Below are 19,081 nucleotides of genomic sequence, written 5' to 3' on the forward strand. Positions count from 1 at the left end.
GAAGACTGCACCCAGTCCCATGCCTGCGGCTTGGATACGACAGGCCAAGTTACCTTGAGGCACCAGTTCCAATTCGATTTTGCCTGCACGATAGAGTTCATCAAAGACCCAAGAGTCGGACTGACGCGGGAACGAACAAATGACTTTTTTCACAGCACCCGCTTTCAGCAGCTTGGCTAACCCATAGTCGCCATTGCCAGCATTGTTACTGACGATGGTGAGGTCTTTAATGCCGAGTTGAATCAAGCCATCAATCAGTTCAGCAGGTTGTCCTGCTGTACCAAAACCACCAATCATGATGGTTGAGCCGTCGGTGATTTGGGAGAGCACTTCCGCGAGGGATGCCGCACTTTTATCTATCATTAGATAACTCCATTGTGCATCATGCAAATTTGAAAAGGCGCGGAAAACTAACCTATACTCATGGGCTACTTTATTTTCGACAAGATTCCCTAGTCTTTTAGTTAGATTTCCTTATCTGCTCATTTTTTATAATTTAGTGATTTTCGACTAGATAGTGAACACAGGTTTTGTTCGATCATCGAACAATTTATATGCATATCGAACAAAACCTGATTATTTCACTCTGATTTCACGCTATAGTAAAAATAGACAAAGGATAAAAATGGATAGGGATACCGAAATGCATGAAGAAAAAGAACGAATAGAAAAGCGAATACATAATCACAATAATAAGAAAACCATTCGACATGAAGACTTTGTTGCAGGGATCAGTAAAGGTATGGCTATTCTCGACAGCTTTGGTACTGACCGACATCGTTTAAATATCACTATGGCAGCGGAACGTACAGGCATGACCCGTGCCGCAGCACGACGCCATTTACTCACTCTTGAATATTTAGGCTATTTAGAATCTGATGGTCATTATTTTTATTTAACCCCTAAAATTCTCAAATTTTCAGGCGCTTATTTAGGTGGAGCACAACTTCCCAAAATTTCTCAACCTCTACTGAACCTGCTGACCAATCAAACCTCACTCATTTTTTCCGTAATGGTTTTAGACGGCTATGAAGCGATTACTATTGCACGTAGCGCCGCACATCAACAAACAGATCGTGTCAATCCTTATGGCCTACATTTGGGCAATCGTCTACCTGCACATGCCACATCAGCAGGTAAAATTTTATTGGCCTATCTCGACGATCAGGAACAGTGTGAATGGCTGAATCAGTATCCGCTACAACGCCTCACCAAATACACCCATACCAACAATGAAACGTTTCTGGCCTTATTGCATGAAATTCGAGAGCAAGGTTGGTGTTATTCATGTGAAGAACATGAATTGGGCGTACATGCACTTGCCGTTCCGATTTATGGGCAACAGTTAAAAGTCGTTGCAGCCTTAAATATTGTTTCCCCTACCATGCGAACAACCAAAGAATATTTGATTCAACACATACTGCCTTTGCTACAAGAAACTGCGCGCGAACTACGTAATATTCTTTGATGCTCAAAAAAAAATAACGGCACTTGTCATTCACAGACCTGTGATTCAGTTGAGATGAACTCGAACAGATTTCAGTAAATGACCTCTTTAGCCTTAGCTTACATTTAAGGATTTACGTATAAACTCAAAATCGTTCTATAGGTCTGAGCATTCGGTCGAAACTTTTCAGACTGTTCAGGTGAGGTCATAGTCACAAGGTATTGCCCGACCGCTGGAAAAAGCAAAGTAACCTCACCTGAACCATTGGTCTGTAACTGAGTCACTTTTTCAGCCTCTCCCAATGTGGTGATTTGCTTTTCTAGTGTTACCTGAAAACCTGACGCAGGTTTATTTCCCAAGTTTAATTTTATTGTGAATGGTTTTTTTAATGAAATTTGATTTGGATGACTTGAAAATACCAAACTTAAACCTTGTTGGGTATACTCTTGCTTCAGCTCACTCTGCTGTTGCTTAGAAAAATAACTCAGCAACTGATCAAAACGTTGCACAGTAAACTGCTGGCTTTCCGCTTGTACTTCACTTGGGGTAACAAAATGACGTTCAGTCAGTGGTGATAAACCTTCAGTTTTTGCATCTAATACCCGCAACCAACGTTGGCCAACTTTTGCATATTTAAGCTCACCTGTTCGGAGCCCTGTAACTGTATAAGTTCCTGCTTGATCCGTTTTCACATCAGCCAAACTTAAAACTTTACTATGACTCAATGTTAATTCTTGAGTTTCACCCTTTGGTGTAAGCACTTTAAAATTAAAGCCTTTAATGGCTACTTCCGAGTCAAAAGCTTGCTCTGCAAATCCTGCCAAAACTGCAGTGTTGCCACCTTCTACCACATAACTGCTTGGCGCAACAAAAGGTGCATGTGCCCAACTATTTACGACCAAGATACTCAGTAAGCAAGTCAAACCTATTTTTTTCATCGTTGAATATTCCATTGATGTATCTTTGTCCATCGTCAACCTAATTAGTTTTACCTTTAAGCCACCCATAAATGACTTAAAGGTATGGCTGGTTTATTGGGCTGAGGCTTGCCCTACTTTTTTCGCATACTGTTTAATATCGTTTGCTTGAATGGTGGTTTTACCTTTTGCAATCGCTTTGAATTGCTGTCCAGCAATCTCCTGCATTTGAGTCGTACCCGTCGCTAAATTACGGTCAAAACGCTGCATAAACTCATCGACATATTCTTGTTCAGTCACGATCAAATCTTGATTGCTGTCCGTCTCAAAAAATTGTTTATCGCGTGCGGTTAGATAGTCGCCTAAAGTTACATAATTTTTACCCTGTCCATATTGCGCGATAAACTCAGCCACATTGCTTGGCATCGGCATCGAAATAGGTAACTTGGCACGAAAACCATCATGTGTTCCTATACTTCCTCCTGCCAACTGAGCATCTTCTGCATTAATCAAACCGTCTTGATTCAGATCAAAGCCATCAAAAGTCTTTTCACCAGAGGCTTGGAACTCTTTTAACGTTAACTTTTGATCTTTGCTTTTATCTAAAATACCGTAACGAACATGTGCCTGTTTTAAAGACATTTCACGGCGTTGCTTGAGTACGGGGTCTAAACGTGTCTGTTCAAATTGGGCAAACTGTTCAGCTGTCACCTTTTTATTATTGCTAAAAAGTGCAGCATAATCTTGTATATATTGTTGTGTCACTACGGAAGCATTGGGTTGCTTATTTTCTGGATGATAGAGCGCATGAATAGCATAAGCTTGTTGATATACATCTGTTTGCGCTGTTTTATCTGCTGCTAAAATACTCACTGAAGCGCTGAGCATCGTGATACCCATTACCCATGTAGACATGATTTTCATGATGATTTCATTTCCTGAAAGTTAAGTTTGCTGGATGGAATACCTGTTCTATCTAGCTTTGAAATTTAGTATTTAAATTCAACACTTGCGACAATATTTCGACCTGATTCGGCTGCGCGATCTATTAAACTGGCTTGATTCGTTCCTGTGATGGTGCCAACTGCGGAGTAATCCCAATAGGTCTTATCAAAGATGTTGTTAAAAGCTACATTCACTTTGGTGAACTTATTGATATTCCAGTAAGCAGATAAGTCAAAAATGGTGTAGCCAGCAACACGTTGGTACGCAACATCATCTTGATAAGTCGTGACATCTTTGGACGCAATTTTGTCCCCGACTGCTGTTGCAGTTAGACCTAAACCAAAGACTTTATTGGGGTTATCATAAGCAAAAGTTAAACTTCCCTTTTCAGGTTGAACCGAGTTCACACCAGTTTTCAAACCATCTTTATTTTTCGCAGTTCCCTTCGTTTTTCCAGCTACTAATGCCAAACTAAATCCATCTGAGTTTGAAATAAATTGGCCTAGATCTATGCGCGTAGACAGCTCACCCCCCCAAATTGTGGCATTGGCTAAGTTTTCTGCACGGTAATAACCATTAGTATACTGTGCTGTATAGCCATAATTATAATAATCAATAAAGTCGCTATACTTCGTATAAAAGCCTGTGATATCAAACTTTATACCGTCAATTGAAGTATTTCTCAGTCCAATTTCAAACGCATCACTGGTTTCTTTATCTAAGTTTGAATTACCAATCACGATATAGCTTGGATTAGCTGCCGTGGTTTGATAAATCCCGCCCATCTCTGTTGGCGAAGGAATACGTGTACCGCGGGTGTATTTAAAATAGCTATAGTTTTCTGGATTAAACTGATAACCTGCTGAAAAACCAGGTGAAACATAACTAAAATCACGATCTTGCACATCACTATATGCAGAAGAGTCCGGGCGATACTCTTGTCGTTCAAGGCGAACTGATGGTGTTAAAGTTAAATCACGCCCTAAGAGGTCTAAACGGATCTCATCAGAGAGGTAAGCAGAATAACGTTTGAGCTCAGAATCAAGTAAATAACCGTTTTGATAGAGTGTTGACAATTTCGAGCCATTACGTAAGTCCACTTTAGTACTCGAATAATCTTTCTGGTCTGCCGCCAATCCATATTTTAGAGTTTGATTGCTCAAACGCTTCAGTGCATCAAACTTAATCCCTGTATTTTTTTCTTTATATGTCGTTGAAAAGTCACGTGCGACTGTCGCACTGTTCATGAATGATGTATCAGTTTCATTATTTGACTCTTGATACCACATTTTACTTTTCAACTGATCAAACAAAGCAAAGTTTGCAGGTTTGTAAATGTGTTCTAAGCTAAATTGGGTACGGTCAATATCTTGCTGTTGGGTGGCATCACTTTTATAGTTGCTAAATAAACTTGCACTAATACCTGTAGTATCGGCAGTTTTGCGGTAAAAGTCCCCAGTCAAATTAAATTGATGCTGATCGGATAACGTCCACAGTACTCGTCCCAATACAGCATCAGACTTCCAATCGGTCGGAAATGCTTTGGTTTTAGAGTTAGGTTTTGTTTCATGCCCATCACGATGTGCATAAGCCACTAAGGCTTTAAGCTCGTCATTACCTACCGCGCCCGTCACAGAGCTTAACCACGCTTCATCCGCAGAGCTATACCCTACTTTGGCAGTCCCCGCGATAGTTTTACCATCCACCAAATAATCTTCTGGAGACTTATTTTTAAATGAGACTCGCCCACCAATACCGTCGGTTGATGCATCTGTTGTTCCTGAAACGATATCTACTGATGTAAACATTTCAGGTTCAATATAGTCACGACCAGCGCCACGTTGACTCATACTATTAGGTGGAATATAAGAGCTAACCGTTGCTTCAGCTATATCTACACCATCAATATCTAAACCAATACGATTGGCATCAATACCACGAATATTATAACTACTTGTACCAGACCCATCAAAAAAGGTTCCACTGCCTGCAACCGAAAATGGAGCATAAACGAGAGGCAAGTATTTCACGATACTTGCCATATCGGTTACCCCCGTCTTGTCGAGGTTGTCTCTATTGATTGAGGTTTTTGAAACAGGCGCCTGATCTTCATGTTCAGCATATACTGTGATCTTAGGGAGAGAGGTTGAAACAGAGACATTCTCTTGTGCAAAGCTGTTTGAGCTGAAGCCTGTAGTCATTAAAACAGCTAAACATAGTGATAAATAGCAAGGTCGTAAGTTCAAAATTTTAGCTTCGTCGCCCGAAAATTGCGACTGGTATTGATTCATACTCATGCGGTTAAACCCACTTATTAAATGATATTGATAATCATTACTCTTAATTCAATTTATTTTTCCAGAGCCTCAATGCCTGAGACCTATAAAGATAATTGAGATAGGAAGACTATGTGGATGCGAATAATAATCAATTAGATTATTATTTACAAATAGTATTTGCTTTTATTTTTGGAATGGAGAAGGTTGTTCAAAAAATCGGTTTTTGCTTTTTGTCGTTCAGTGCAGATTTCATCACTACATTCGTGTTTTAAATGTAAAGTCAACAACGTTCAGACGATCTAAAACATTTAAAATCAGAAGGATCACACTATTTTAAAATTGATTGAGAGCAGGCCAACATCCCTCAAGGCTTCAGCTTCTCTAACCCAAAATCATCAAATACAGCCATGAAAAAAGACAGCACATCATTCAATATGTACTGCCTTCAATTGACTCATTCACTCTGTAAAAACAACCAGACACCCCTTTAAAAAGGCGATGAATAGTTGCTCAACTCAAACTATCGGTACTTTTAAGTTATCTCCAAGCATACCGAATACTGGTCGTTTATTAATCGTGCCGTACCAGAACCTTAGGGTTAGAATTACCCCACATGGTATAAACATCTGCTAGTAAAGCACCATTGTATTCTTCTAAATCGCTTTGCTTGACACTTTCAGCACCTTGCTGACCAAAGAGCACCACTTCATCATTGGCACGAATATCAGGAAAGTCCGTGACATCTACCATGGTGGTATTCATAGAAGTTCGTCCAACTACAGGCACTTTATGGCCTCGAATCAGCACATAGGCTTTATTACTAAAGGCACGTCGATAACCATCTGAGTAGCCAAGTGGTAAGTTCGCCAACAGCGAATCACGCTTCAAGGTATAGGTTTGGTCATAGCCGACTGTTGTGCCTTTCAAATAGGCATTAACTGTTGCCACTTGGGTTTTAAAGGCCATCAGCTTTTTATATTCGACCCGATCTGGAAGGCTGTCACCATAAATCACGCCACCCGCACGAACCATATCTAAATGTGACTCTGGAACAGTTAAGGTCGCAAAAGAATTTGCGGTATGTAAAGTCAGCGCTTCACGTTTTAATTTGGCTTTTTTAATCAACCAGTCCGTTTGCTGGTTAAACACCGCCAGATGGTCACGCACATATTGCTCATCCTCTACTGCATAGTGGGTCATAATCCCCACCAGTTTTAGATTGGCTAATTTAGTCATACGTAGCGCTTGCTGTTTGCCCATTTCACTATTCAACTCTAAACCATTTCGGTCCATACCACCTGCATTTAAGCCTAAATGGTATTTAATGGTTAGACCCTGTTGTTTTGCCCACTGCGACATACGTTGTGCTTGCTCATAATTGCCCAACAACTCTTCCATATTTAAAGAAGCCGCATTTTGAATCTCTTGGTCTGTGGCTGCACGTAGTCTTAATAGGCGTCCCTGATAACCAGACTGACGTACCATTGCCGCTTCGGCATTACTGGTAATCCCCACACAAGGTACATTCAGCTTCATAATACTCGGCATCAACAGTTCAATCCCGTGACCATACGCATCAGCTTTCATGACTGCACAAATTTGACTTTTGTCTTGTAATTGCTGCTGCAAAGTCTGAATATTTTGCTCAAAGGCCTGCACATTAATTTCAACCCAAGCATTGGCCTGAGGCGCGGCTGATTGGCTGGCTGAAATATGCGTGGTTAATAAAGGCGCTGCAAAACTGCTATTGATGTTCAACAGCCCTGCACCTAACATACAAGCCAATAATGTCGACTTTTTCAAAATAAAACCCTCTTCATCGTTATAACAAAAGAGAGGGTAAATACCCTCTCTCACTTTTCACTAATTATTTTCTTGCATATCATCATGCTCAATGCGGCGACCATGGGTCAAAATCCAACTGCGCTCTGCATATTTTTTCGTTTTATAGTAATAAGCAATACCTAAGCCAATAAACCAAAGTGGGGAGAATGCCAATGAAATCATGGTGTCATGATCTAGTGCTAAAATCGCCACCACAAAGATCAAGAATAACAAGGTAAACCATGCCATGAATCGACCACCTGGCATTTTATACGCTGACTGCTCATGTAATTCAGGGTCTTTTTTACGATAAGCCAGATACGACAAAATAATCATGGCAAAAGTAAAAATACATAGAATAGAAGTAAAGGCTGAAATGATAATGAATGCTGTCATGACATTCGGCACAATAAACAGAATCGACGTTCCTACCACTACACAGAACATTGAAAATATAAGGCTCAGCACAGGCACTTTACTTTTCGACAGTTTGGCAAAACTTTTCGGTGCATCTTTTTCTACAGCCAAACCAAACAACATACGGCTGGTCGCAAACACACCACTATTCGCAGAAGACATGGCAGAGGTTGCCACCACAAAGTTGACAATACTGGCTGCCGCAGGCAAACCAATTAAGGTAAACATTTCAACAAATGGACTTTTATCTGGAGAAATTTGTGACCAAGAAGTGACTGCAATAATACAAACCAAAGCACCGATATAGAACAATAAAATACGTAATGGAATCGAGTTAATCGCACGTGGTAAAGCATAATGCGGATCTTTGGTTTCTGCCGCAGTAGTACCCACCAATTCAATGCCGACAAAGGCAAATACTGCAATTTGGAACCCTGCTAAAAAGCCAGTTAAACCGTATGGGAACAAAGACTCTTTCTCAACCACATGAGCTAACGACGCTTTGACACCATCTGGAGAGACAAATCCAATGGTAATGAGATATATACCAACACATAGGAATAAAATAATTGCGATAATCTTGATTAAAGCAAACCAGAACTCAACTTCACCAAATAACTTTACAGCAACGAAATTCAACAAAGTCAAAATCGCAATGGAGGTGAAAGCGGGTATCCATGCGGGGAGGTCAGGATACCAAAACTGTGCATAGCCCCCAATAACAATCACATCGGCAATTGCAGTGACAATCCAGCTAAGCCAGTACGACCACCCTAAAAAGAAGCCAGCCCATGGACCCAAATATGCCGTTGCAAAATCAGCAAAAGATTTATAGTTGGTATTGGAAAGCAGTAACTCCCCCATCGCACGCATGACGAAGAAGAAGAAGAAACCAATAATTAAATAGGTCAGAATAATGGATGTACCTGACACAGCCAACGTCTTACCCGATCCCATAAAGAGACCTGTACCAATCGCACCACCAATCGCAATCATCTGAATGTGACGGTTGGTTAGTGAGCGTTGCAGTTGTTCTTCCTCAACTGACTCGTAATGATGTCCACCCAATAAATCACCTTCTAAAGGTTCTTTTTGTTGATGGGCTTGTTTTCCATTCATCATATTTTTACTCCAATTTACAGCCCAACGGGTGTAAATATGGGACTTTTTTAAAATAATTTCTTATTTCATTTCAGTCCAAATTAAGCTACATATTATCTTTCAATAACATTAATTTTTACTATTCAGAGCCAGTAGAGTTAATCCTTTATCAGCCACTAAATAATGTTTACACGACTTGCAAAACCTATGCCAAATTCAAATATTTTTTATTAAAAAACAATAACTTAATAAATAATAAACGCAAAAAAATCCACCAACCATAAGTTACCTTATAATCAGTAGATAAAAATATTGAATTAATATTTTTAACAATATCCATATATTCAATTCCATTGAAAATTAATTTAACGACTTAAGTTCGATAAACCACCATCAGCACATTTAATAAATTGATTAAAATCATCCTGAATAAACCTCAGTTAAGATCAGCCCTGCTCTTAATCCCTTTTTCACTTGCGTATTCGGAAACAAAATCCGAACCTGCTCTGGTGCAATTACATACGGTTTGCCCTGTTGTAAGGCAATGACAGCACCAGTTTCAAACACAGAAAAATTAGGCGCAGCATCTGCCAAATTCAGTTGGAAGTCTTCTTCAGTTTTGATGATCGAATCAACGACTCGAAAAGTTTGAATTGCTTGTTTTTGGCGCACAGGTAAGGACTGCTCACTCACCACGGCACGAAGCACATGATTAATCGCAGCGAATGCTGTCAAATCATTCTGTCCAAAGGGTTTAGCATGACCAAGTTCTAGCGTCGAACTAGCCGCTTGAAACTGAGAGCTGCTAAAGTGTGTAAAGGTACGACCTACGGCATTGTGATACACTAAGGCATCCAATTCCGCAGCGTTTAGGCTGTCCAACATCGCAGCATCATAGTCATGGGTTTGATAAGGAAATAAGGCAAAAGTCGGCAACAAAGATGGGCGAATCGCGGTATGCAAATCGTAATGATAGCGTCGTACTTGAGCTGGACTATCATTAAAAAAAGCGGTGACGATCTGTTCTAAGACTGCCACCCGCTGCGCTTCAACTGTGTCGGTAAATTGTTGATAGGCCCCGCAGAACATGCGGTTCATATCATTTTCAACATAGCGTTGCCCCGAGCGAATCGCGATAGGATTCCCTAAAATCAGCAATAGCTTAACCTTGAGCTCTAATGCCCCTGCAAACAAATCGTGACTCAGCTGCGCCAACAACTCGATTGGCGCAGTTTCATTGCCATGCACACCCGCGGAAAGCACGACTGCTTTTTCATAAGCCTGTTTCGGCGTAAAAGATAAAACACCTTCAGCCAACCATTCCCAACGAAAATCATGCTGTACGCCATGTGCTACAGTCGGGACACGTTGTTTTAAAACATCACCTAGAAAATCTATCATCTGCTTTCCCTGCACGATTGCTTAACGTTGGAAGTGATACACCGAACCTAAGTTCAAAATTTGCGTCAATTCATCTAACGCAGTACGGCTTTCAATCAGTAATTGCGGGTCAGCCAAATCTTGTTGCGCCAACTGGTCACGGTAGTACTGGTCGACCCACGTGTTTAAACGGGTAAACAAGGCATCATTCATGAACAGGTTTGGGTTGATTGCATTCAGCTCTGCTTCATTCACCGCCACACGTAAACGTAAACATGCAGGGCCACCGCCATTGCGCATACTTTCACGTAGGTCAAACACCTTGATGTCGTCAATCGGCGTACCCATTTGGATCATGTCGTTTAAATAACCCCACACTGCTGGGTTTTGACGTGATTCTTCAGGCACCACAATACTCATCCCGCCATCGGCACGGGTGAGTAATTGGCTATTGAACAAATACGTATTGACCGCATCTTTCACAGAAACACGCTGATCAGGCACTTCAATGGAGACGAATTCTTGACCCAAGCGCGCCATTTTTTCGCGAATTTCTGACAATGCTTCAGACTGATTCAAAAATGCATGCTGATGGTGGAACAAAACGTTTTGGTTACTCACCGCAATCACGTCGTTGTGGAAGACACCTTGGTCAATCACATCGGGATGCTGCTGTATAAATACCGTTTGTTCTGCTTTGAGCTGGTGTAAACGTGCCACGGCTTCACTCGCCTCTAAGGATTGACGCGCAGGATAGCGTTTCGGGCCAATACCACCACCGAGGAACTGCTGACCATAAACGAACACTTGCACGCTGGCCTGATCATAAGCACCGCCTAAACGGTTATGATTCGCCGCACCTTCATCACCAAACAATGCCACAGGTGGCAGTGCCTCGTGATGGGCAAAGTGACGTTCATCCTTAAACATCGCTGCCATAACACGCGAGGTCGTTTCATGTTCAATCGAGCGGTGGAATTTGTTGTTTAAATTCGCCGCAGTAAAATGCACACGACCATCTGCACTGTCCGCCGACGGTGAAACGGTTGCCGCATTGGCAGTCCACATACAGGATGCTGAACTCAACGCGGATAACAATGCAGGCGAGGTACGCATCGCTTGTTCAATCACGCTGTGATCATCTCCACGGAAGCCCAATTTGCGCAAAGTCGGGACATGAGGGCGTTCTTGCGGTGCAAATACACCCTGCTTTAACCCCATGTCGGCCAAAGCTTTCATCTTTAACAGACCTTGCTTGGCAGCCAACTTCGGGTTGGAAAGATTATTTTGGTTTTTGGTAGATGCCTCGTTTCCGAATGACAATCCTGCATAGTGGTGTGTTGGACCGACTAAACCATCAAAATTAATTTCATAGCCTGACATTTCTAAACTCCCTTTTCTGTCGACTTACAGCACAATGCCTGGCGATAATTTTTCAGGTAGGCTTACCTGCTGACTTTCCAGTGATGCCATTGGCCATGCGCAGTAATCTGCGGCATAGAAAGCACTGGCACGATGGTTTCCTGATGCACCTACACCACCAAAGGGTGCAGCACTTGACGCGCCTGTTAATGGTTTGTTCCAGTTCACAATGCCTGCACGTGCTTCAATCAATAAACGATCAAACAGCTCACGGTCAGGTGAAACTAAACCCACCGACAAACCGAATCGAGTGCTATTCGCTAGTGCCAAAGCTTCATCAAAATGGTCATAACGATAAATACAGCTCAATGGGCCAAAATATTCTTCGTCGGGGACGTCGCTGACATTGGTCACATCTAAAAGACCCGGACTTAATAAGCTACTGTTGGCATCTGCTTGAGTCACAGGGAGCAGAACTTGAGCCCCTAAATCGATCAGGCGTTGTTGTGCTTGTAGAATTTGCTGTGCAGCATGCAATGAAATCACACCACCCATAAACGGTTGTGGCTGAGCATCCCACTGACCCACCACCAAGTTACGGCTCACCTCAACCAAACGTTGAATGAAGGCATCGCCTACTGCACCATTTTTAATGATTAAACGGCGTGCACAGGTACAGCGCTGACCCGCTGAAATAAAGGCAGATTGGACGGTTAAATTCACTACTGCATCAATATCAGTAATCTCGTCGATAATTAATGCGTTGTTACCGCCCATTTCTAGAGCGAGAATTTTTTCTGGAGCACCAGCCAATTGTTTATGCAGGTGGTAACCTGTATTGGCACTGCCTGTGAACAACAAGCCATCAATTTCATGCGATTGAGCCAGTGCTTCACCTGTAACGCGACCACCTTGTACCAAGTTCAATACACCTGCTGGTAAGCCAGCTTCTTGCCATAATTTGACTGTTTCTTCTGCGGTCCACGGCGTCAATTCACTTGGTTTAAAGACCAAAGTGTTCCCTGCAATCAGCGCAGGGACGATATGACCATTCGGCAAGTGACCTGGGAAGTTATACGGGCCGAATACAGCCAACACACCATGCGGACGGTGACGTAAAGACGCTGCACCATCTGGCATTTCCGTCAGACTTTCACCTGTACGTTCGTGATAAGCACGTACTGAAATTGCTACTTTACCAATCATCGACTGAACTTCAGTCAACGTTTCCCAAATCGGCTTACTGGTTTCACGACTAATAATCGTTGCAAGCTGTTGTTTGTTTTGTTCTAACAAGCTGGCAAATTGTTGAATAATTTCAAGGCGCTCAGCTAAAGGACGACGTGCCCAAGTAGCAAATGCAGCACGTGCAGACTGACAAGCTTGTGCAACTTGCTCAGCTGTTGCTTCTGCACCATGCCAAATTGTTTCTTGCGTAACTGGATCGAGTTTGTCCCATGCTGCACCTTGCGCTGGAGACCATGTCCCGTTTATATATAAATTCCCTTGTGACATTATTTTTTCTCCATCTTATCTAAAGGCAGCATACGAATGCTTTGCCCTGCTTGCACACCAAGGGCATGCGCTTGTTCTACCGTTAAACTTAAACTGTCTGTCTCAGCCGCATGCTGAATTAAAATTGCGCGATAGTCTTGATAGCGATCATTCGCCACCAAATAACGCCCTGCACTTTCTGGTACGCTGTCGACGATTTTAACGGCACAAGTGTGACTTTCTTTGACTGCACGCAGGCTACTGACTTCCGCTTCAAGCGTCGGGCCTGCATCAAAAATATCGACATAACCTTGGTAACACAGACCTTCCGACTCCAACACACGAGAGGCAGGAACTGTCTGCGGATGCACCTGTGCAATCACTTGTTGCGCGGCCATCGGCAGTAAGTCGATATACACAGGAAAACGTGGCATCAACTCCGCAATAAAGACTTTTTGCCCAATACCACTGAGATAATCCGCAGTCGAGAAATCCATATTGAAAAAGTGATGGCCTAAGGCATCCCAAAATGGCGAACGACCATTTTCATCGGAATAACCACGCATTTCTGCAATCAGCTTATTTTGAAAAGCCTGTTTGAAAGCTGCGATAAACAGGAAACGGATCTTCGACAGCAGTTTTCCATTTTGGTCTTTGCGGTACTCTGGATCTAAAAACAGCGTGCAGAGTTCACTACAACCAGTATGGTCATTGCTTAAAAACAGCGTATTTAAGGTTTTATAAACATTCAGAGTTTGTGAGGCATGGACTTGTTTGCCCACATGGTAGTTATAGAAAGGCTCAGTTAAGCCCACTGAAACTTCAATGGCACTCACACCCACCACACGTTGTAACTGAGTATCTTCTAAAACAAATAAATACCCTTGTTCACTTGGTGCAGCTTGCCCCGCTAAGGTCTTTTGTGTGCGTGCAATACGAGCCGATAAGATCTCTTTATTTTGGGGTAAAGAAGTCAGGCCAACGCCGGACTTCCCCGCCAGAATGTAGATATCATCTAAATCTCGATGCTCTGCATGTCTAACAATCATCATAACCAGTGGCCTATCACGCGCCAACAAAGCGCGCGAGCGCACGCTCAAAGCGTTGTAAACCTGCTTCGATATCTGCTTCTGGAATAATTAATGATGGCGTGAAACGAACGACATTTGGACCTGCAACCAGCGCCAATAATCCTTCTTCGCCCGCTAAAGTCACGATGTCTTTGGCTTTGCCTGCATATTCAGCTTTTAGTACACAGCCAATTAATAAACCTTGACCACGAATTTCTTCAAATAGGCCATAGCGTGCATTTAACTGATTTAAACCATCGGCAAAAATTTGCGCACGGGTACGTACACCATTCAACACTTCTGGGGTATTGATCAAACCAAATACGGCATTGGCTACAGCAGACGCCAATGGGTTACCACCATAAGTCGTACCATGGTCACCCACCACAAACATGTTGGCAAACTTATCTGTTGTAATCATGGCACCAATGGGAAAACCGCCGCCGAGAGCTTTGGCTGTGGTTAAAATGTCTGGGGTCACGTCAGTGTTCATATATGCATATAAAGCACCTGTACGACCAACACCTGTTTGCACTTCATCAAAAATGAGTACCGCACCATGTTGGTCACACAGTTCACGTAAGCCTTTTAAAAACTCAGGGCTTGCCGTAATGACCCCACCTTCACCTTGAATCGGCTCAACAATCACCGCACACGTGTCTGCATCAATCGCTTCACGTACTGCGTCTAAATCATTGAATGGTAAGTGGTGAATACCTTCTGGAAGTGGTGCAAAATCTTGTGAATATTTCGGTTGGCCACCTGCCGTAACCGTAAATAAAGTACGGCCGTGGAAAGCATTTTTAAATGCAATAATTTTATTTTTACGTGCAGAGCCTGAAAGTAGGCCCACTTTGCGCGCAAGTTTCAAAGCCGCTTCATTGGCTTCTGCACCAGAGTTACAGAAGAACACTTTATCTGCAAAGGTGTTATCAACTAATTGTTTTGCAAGTGCAAGTACGGGTTCATTGGTATAACCATTGCCAATGTGCCAAAGCTTTTGACCTTGTTCGACCAAAGCTTTCACCGCCACAGGGTGAGCATGTCCAAGCGCATTGACCGCAATACCGCCTGCAAAATCGATATATTCCTTACCTTGCTGATCCCATAAACGAGAACCTTCGCCACGCACAGGAATAAACTGAGCGGGTGCAAAAACTGGCACCATGTACTGATTAAAATCTTGGCGAGCGGGTTGACTATTCTGGTTCATGGTTTGTTCGTCCTTAATAAATCTGATGTTGTGCTTTCTAATAATATGGTGTGCCCCGAAGGGCACGGAACTTCCCCTTAACCTGGGAAAATTCCTCGTTCTTTACGTGCTTTTAAGATACGTTTACACGCCAAGATGTATGCTGCTGTACGTAGGCTGCACTGCTTTTCGCTTGCAGTGAACCAAACGTCTTCAACTGCTGACATCATGAGTTTGTCTAAACGTTGGTTAATTTCTTCTTCTGTCCAGAAGTAGCTCGCCATGTCTTGAACCCATTCGAAGTAACTCACAGTTACACCGCCTGCGTTACACAGTACGTCAGGTACAATCGTGATTTTACGTTCTAACAGAATGTCTTCTGCGTCTGGATACGTTGGACCATTCGCACCTTCCAAGACTAATTTTGCAGTCAATTTTTGCGCACGTTCAGGCGTAATCTGACCTTCTAAAGCCGCTGGAATTAAAATATCTATTTCAACCGACCAGAATGCTTCGTCTTCAATTAAAGTCGCATCTGGGAAGCCTGCTACACCTTTATGAATCGCAACGTAGTCTTGTAACTGCTTAACGTCCATGCCTTCAGCATTAAAGATCGTGCCTGTATGGTCTTGTACACACACCACTTTCGCATTGGCTTTATGGAATAAGTAACCCGCTTCGCTACCCACGTTACCGAAACCTTGGATCGCTACACGACTGCCTTCAAGCGCAAGATTGATTTTCTTAGCAACTTCTAAACCAGTCACAAATACGCCACGACCTGTTGCACGCACACGGCCTAAAGAGCCACCCAAGTGCACAGGCTTACCTGTCACCACACCTGTTACGGTATGACCTTTGATACTTGAATAGGTATCCATCATCCAACCCATGATGTCTGCATTGGTGCCTACATCTGGAGCAGGAATATCGACTTGTGGGCCAATCACTAGGCTAATTTCGCTAGTAAAACGGCGAGTTAAACGTTCAAGTTCACGTGGAGACAATTTGCGAGGGTCTACACGAACACCACCTTTAGCGCCGCCATACGGTAAATTTAATACCGCAGTTTTAATCGTCATCCACGCTGAGAGTGCCATGACTTCATTGAGTTCTACGTCTGGATGATAACGAATACCACCTTTACCCGGTCCACGCGACAAATTGTGCTGTACACGATAACCTTCGAAGTGCTGGATCGAACCATCGTCCATCACGATTGGTACATCAACAATCAAAGCGCGCTTAGGACGCTTTAAAGTATCGATGAATGGAATTAAGTCGTCTTCCAGATATGGCGCAACACGGTTAATCTGTGCAAGATAGGTCTGCCAAGCGCCACTATTGTCCATTTCATATGACAAAGACATGATGTTTCCCTTTGAAAATTTGGTGAATCAAATCCATTAAATAGATATGAGACATCACCCGCAGAACACATCGCCTCAGCTCGATGTAACGTTCATGTGAATACTGCTCAATATGCATAGTATGAAAAATCAAACTGCGCCGAAAAAGTTGTAATTTTGATTAAAATGAAATAAATTTCATCAAATTGATAACAGGAAAAATCAAAATGAACGATACGGACAGTCAAATCCTCGGCTTACTACAAGACAATGCCCGTATCTCGATTACCGAGATTGCGAACAAGCTCCATATCTCTCGAAATACCGTACAAAAGCGTATTGAATATCTGGAAACCAGTGGTGTGATTACAGGCTATACCGTACGGATTAAACCGGGCGCTGAGAAAAATAGTATCCGTGCTTGGATGAATATTATGGTGGAAGGCACCAAGACCAGTGCAGTGGTCAAAGAGCTCAGAATCGACCCTGCTGTGCATACCTTGCATAGTACCAATGGCAAGTGGGATTTATTGGTCGAATTGAAGTCTGATAGCTTGGAAAATTTTGATCGAATTTTAGAACGAATCCGAAATATTTCAGGAATTTACAATACTGAAACCAGTATTTTACTGTCTACCTATAAAGTTTAAAGTCACTTATATGTTTGGACAGATTAAAGAAAAGAAGACACGTTATATAAAGGTGTAGTGAACTTTATTGATTTGGCTTTTGAAGTTGCTTCACTAGGTACTATTTTAAAATAAATCGACTCTTCCCTAATATACACCCATAAAAAAAAATCAGCCTTGAATGGGCAAGGCTGATTTTTTAACTGATGGTTGCTAGACGTACTTAAACAGAGATATCCACGCACAAATATTTCATTTCGAGATATTCGTCGATACCGAATTTAGAGCCTTCACGCCCTAAGCCAGACTGCTTCACACCACCAAATGGAGCCACTTCATTTGAAATCGCACCCGTGTTGATGCCCACCATACCGTACTCAAGCGCCTCACCAACACGCCACTGACGTGCTGTGTTTTGGGTAAATAGGTAGGTTGCCAGACCAAATTCGGTGTCATTGGCCATTTGAATCGCTTCTTCTTCCGTTTTAAAACGGAACAGCGGTGCCAATGGGCCAAAGGTTTCTTCTTTCGAGACTTTCATCTCTTGTGTCACTTCTGTTAAAAGTGTCGGTTCAAAGAAAGTACCACCTAAGCTTGAACGTTGACCACCGGTTTTAACCTGTGCCCCTTTACTGATGGCATCTGCAATATGTGACTGAACTTTTTCAATCGCTGCTTCATCAATCAAAGGCCCTTGGGTTGAAGTCTCGATACGACCATCACCAACTTTTAAATTCGCAACAGCAACTGTCAACTTTTCAACCAATGCATCATAAATACCATCTTGCACATAGATACGATTGGCACAAACACAAGTCTGTCCGCTATTACGGAACTTGCTGGCCATAATACCTTGTACTGCTTGCTCAAGATTAGCATCGTCAAACACTAGCACAGGTGCATTACCGCCTAACTCTAAAGACAGTTTTTTGATGGTTGGTGCACATTGCTGCATTAAGATACGACCAACTTGCGTTGAACCCGTGAAGCTTAACTTCTTCACCGTATCGCTTTCACACAATGTTTTACCGACTTCAATCGCGTCACCACTGATATGCAATAACACATCTTGTGGTAAACCCGCGCGCAGTGCCAATACCTCTAAAGCATAAGCTGTCAAAGGTGTTTGCTCTGCCGGTTTCACAAGCATTGAACAACCCGCTGCAATTGCAGGCGCTGCCTTACGTGTGATCATTGCAGCAGGGAAGTTCCACGGTGTAATTGCAGCAGTAACGCCAATGGCTTGTTTGATGACCAACAAACGCTGATTTGGTAGTGTTGGTGCTAAAATATCACCATCTATACGACGAGCTTGCTCTGCAAACCAGCGAATAAATGAAGCCGCATAGCCAATTTCACCACGTGCTTCAGCCAAAGGTTTACCTTGTTCAGCAGTCAAAATCTGAGCCAATGACTCTTTATTTTCCTGCATCAAGTCAAACCAAGCCCAAAGCACATCAGCACGTTGTAGCGCAGTTTGTGCTTTCCACGCGGTTTGCGCCACTTGCGAACGTGCAATCGCTTGTTCAACTGACGCGCGGTCATGGGATTTCACCCATGCCAACGTGTCATGTGTTGCTGCATCTTTCACTTCGATGTAACCGCCATTTTCAGGCATATCAAAACGAATATCTGGATGCTGTAATAAATCTTTATATTGCGCTTGAAGCATAGT

Annotated in this window: 15 protein-coding genes; 2 read left to right on the forward strand and 13 right to left on the reverse strand. The window is 42.6% G+C overall.

Annotated features, from left to right (window positions below):
* Positions 1-363 (reverse strand): 3-oxoacid CoA-transferase subunit A (locus DPG01_RS00005; RefSeq protein ID WP_162622308.1); only part of this gene is annotated, 363 nt, incomplete at its 3' end.
* A gap of 280 nt (positions 364-643) precedes the next feature.
* On the opposite strand from DPG01_RS00005, the gene pcaU reads away from it, so the two are divergent.
* Positions 644-1,468 carry an IclR family transcriptional regulator PcaU gene (gene pcaU, locus DPG01_RS00010; RefSeq protein ID WP_086208652.1) on the forward strand — a complete coding sequence of 275 codons (825 nt, stop codon included), beginning with the start codon at positions 644-646 and terminating at the stop codon, positions 1,466-1,468.
* A gap of 104 nt (positions 1,469-1,572) precedes the next feature.
* Here the strand turns inward: pcaU and DPG01_RS00015 are convergent, their stop codons facing one another.
* The 11 genes from DPG01_RS00015 to DPG01_RS00065 all read right to left on the reverse strand — a co-directional run bounded on the left by DPG01_RS00015 (position 1,573) and on the right by DPG01_RS00065 (position 16,801).
* Entirely contained in the window at positions 1,573-2,385 is an 813-nt protein-coding gene (locus DPG01_RS00015; RefSeq protein WP_162622309.1) for a DUF4198 domain-containing protein, read from the reverse strand.
* 93 nt (positions 2,386-2,478) lie between these two features.
* Positions 2,479-3,288, reverse strand: a complete 810-nt coding sequence (locus DPG01_RS00020; RefSeq protein ID WP_110973772.1) for a hypothetical protein — start codon at positions 3,286-3,288, stop codon at positions 2,479-2,481.
* 65 nt (positions 3,289-3,353) lie between these two features.
* Positions 3,354-5,600 (reverse strand): TonB-dependent hemoglobin/transferrin/lactoferrin family receptor, encoded by a 2,247-nt coding sequence (locus DPG01_RS00025; RefSeq protein ID WP_416346123.1) that lies wholly within the window; start codon positions 5,598-5,600, stop codon positions 3,354-3,356.
* Between the two features lie 558 nt (positions 5,601-6,158).
* Positions 6,159-7,373 carry an alanine racemase gene (gene alr, locus DPG01_RS00030; protein WP_416346124.1) on the reverse strand — a complete coding sequence of 405 codons (1,215 nt, stop codon included), beginning with the start codon at positions 7,371-7,373 and terminating at the stop codon, positions 6,159-6,161.
* A gap of 78 nt (positions 7,374-7,451) precedes the next feature.
* Positions 7,452-8,951, reverse strand: a complete 1,500-nt coding sequence (locus tag DPG01_RS00035; RefSeq protein WP_086208656.1) for an amino acid permease — start codon at positions 8,949-8,951, stop codon at positions 7,452-7,454.
* 399 nt (positions 8,952-9,350) lie between these two features.
* A complete protein-coding gene (gene astE, locus DPG01_RS00040; protein WP_110973774.1) occupies positions 9,351-10,331 on the reverse strand; it encodes a succinylglutamate desuccinylase in 981 nt (326 codons plus the stop codon).
* Between the two features lie 21 nt (positions 10,332-10,352).
* Positions 10,353-11,693: an N-succinylarginine dihydrolase gene (astB, locus tag DPG01_RS00045; RefSeq protein WP_110973775.1), complete on the reverse strand. Its 1,341-nt coding sequence runs from the start codon at positions 11,691-11,693 to the stop codon at positions 10,353-10,355.
* A gap of 24 nt (positions 11,694-11,717) precedes the next feature.
* A complete protein-coding gene (astD, locus tag DPG01_RS00050) occupies positions 11,718-13,187 on the reverse strand; it encodes a succinylglutamate-semialdehyde dehydrogenase (protein ID WP_110973776.1) in 1,470 nt (489 codons plus the stop codon).
* Complete coding sequence (gene astA, locus DPG01_RS00055; protein WP_110973777.1) at positions 13,187-14,218, reverse strand: arginine N-succinyltransferase; 1,032 nt, start codon at positions 14,216-14,218, stop codon at positions 13,187-13,189. Before astA ends, astD begins: the two co-directional genes overlap by 1 nt.
* 13 nt (positions 14,219-14,231) lie before the next feature.
* On the reverse strand, positions 14,232-15,449 hold the full coding sequence (locus tag DPG01_RS00060; RefSeq protein ID WP_110973778.1) for an aspartate aminotransferase family protein: 1,218 nt from the start codon (positions 15,447-15,449) through the stop codon (positions 14,232-14,234).
* A 77-nt stretch (positions 15,450-15,526) separates the two neighbouring features.
* Positions 15,527-16,801, reverse strand: coding sequence for a Glu/Leu/Phe/Val family dehydrogenase (locus DPG01_RS00065; protein ID WP_171327318.1), 1,275 nt, complete (start codon positions 16,799-16,801; stop codon positions 15,527-15,529).
* 203 nt (positions 16,802-17,004) lie between these two features.
* Between DPG01_RS00065 and DPG01_RS00070 the strand changes: the two genes are divergently transcribed.
* Positions 17,005-17,427: an Lrp/AsnC family transcriptional regulator gene (locus tag DPG01_RS00070; protein ID WP_086208661.1), complete on the forward strand. Its 423-nt coding sequence runs from the start codon at positions 17,005-17,007 to the stop codon at positions 17,425-17,427.
* A 202-nt stretch (positions 17,428-17,629) separates the two neighbouring features.
* On the opposite strand, the gene DPG01_RS00075 is transcribed toward DPG01_RS00070, so the two are convergent.
* Complete coding sequence (locus DPG01_RS00075; RefSeq protein WP_086208895.1) at positions 17,630-19,078, reverse strand: NAD-dependent succinate-semialdehyde dehydrogenase; 1,449 nt, start codon at positions 19,076-19,078, stop codon at positions 17,630-17,632.
* Between the last annotated feature and the right edge of the window lie 3 nt (positions 19,079-19,081).

This window comes from Acinetobacter sp. WCHAc060042 (assembly GCF_003231195.1).
Classification (GTDB): domain Bacteria; phylum Pseudomonadota; class Gammaproteobacteria; order Pseudomonadales; family Moraxellaceae; genus Acinetobacter.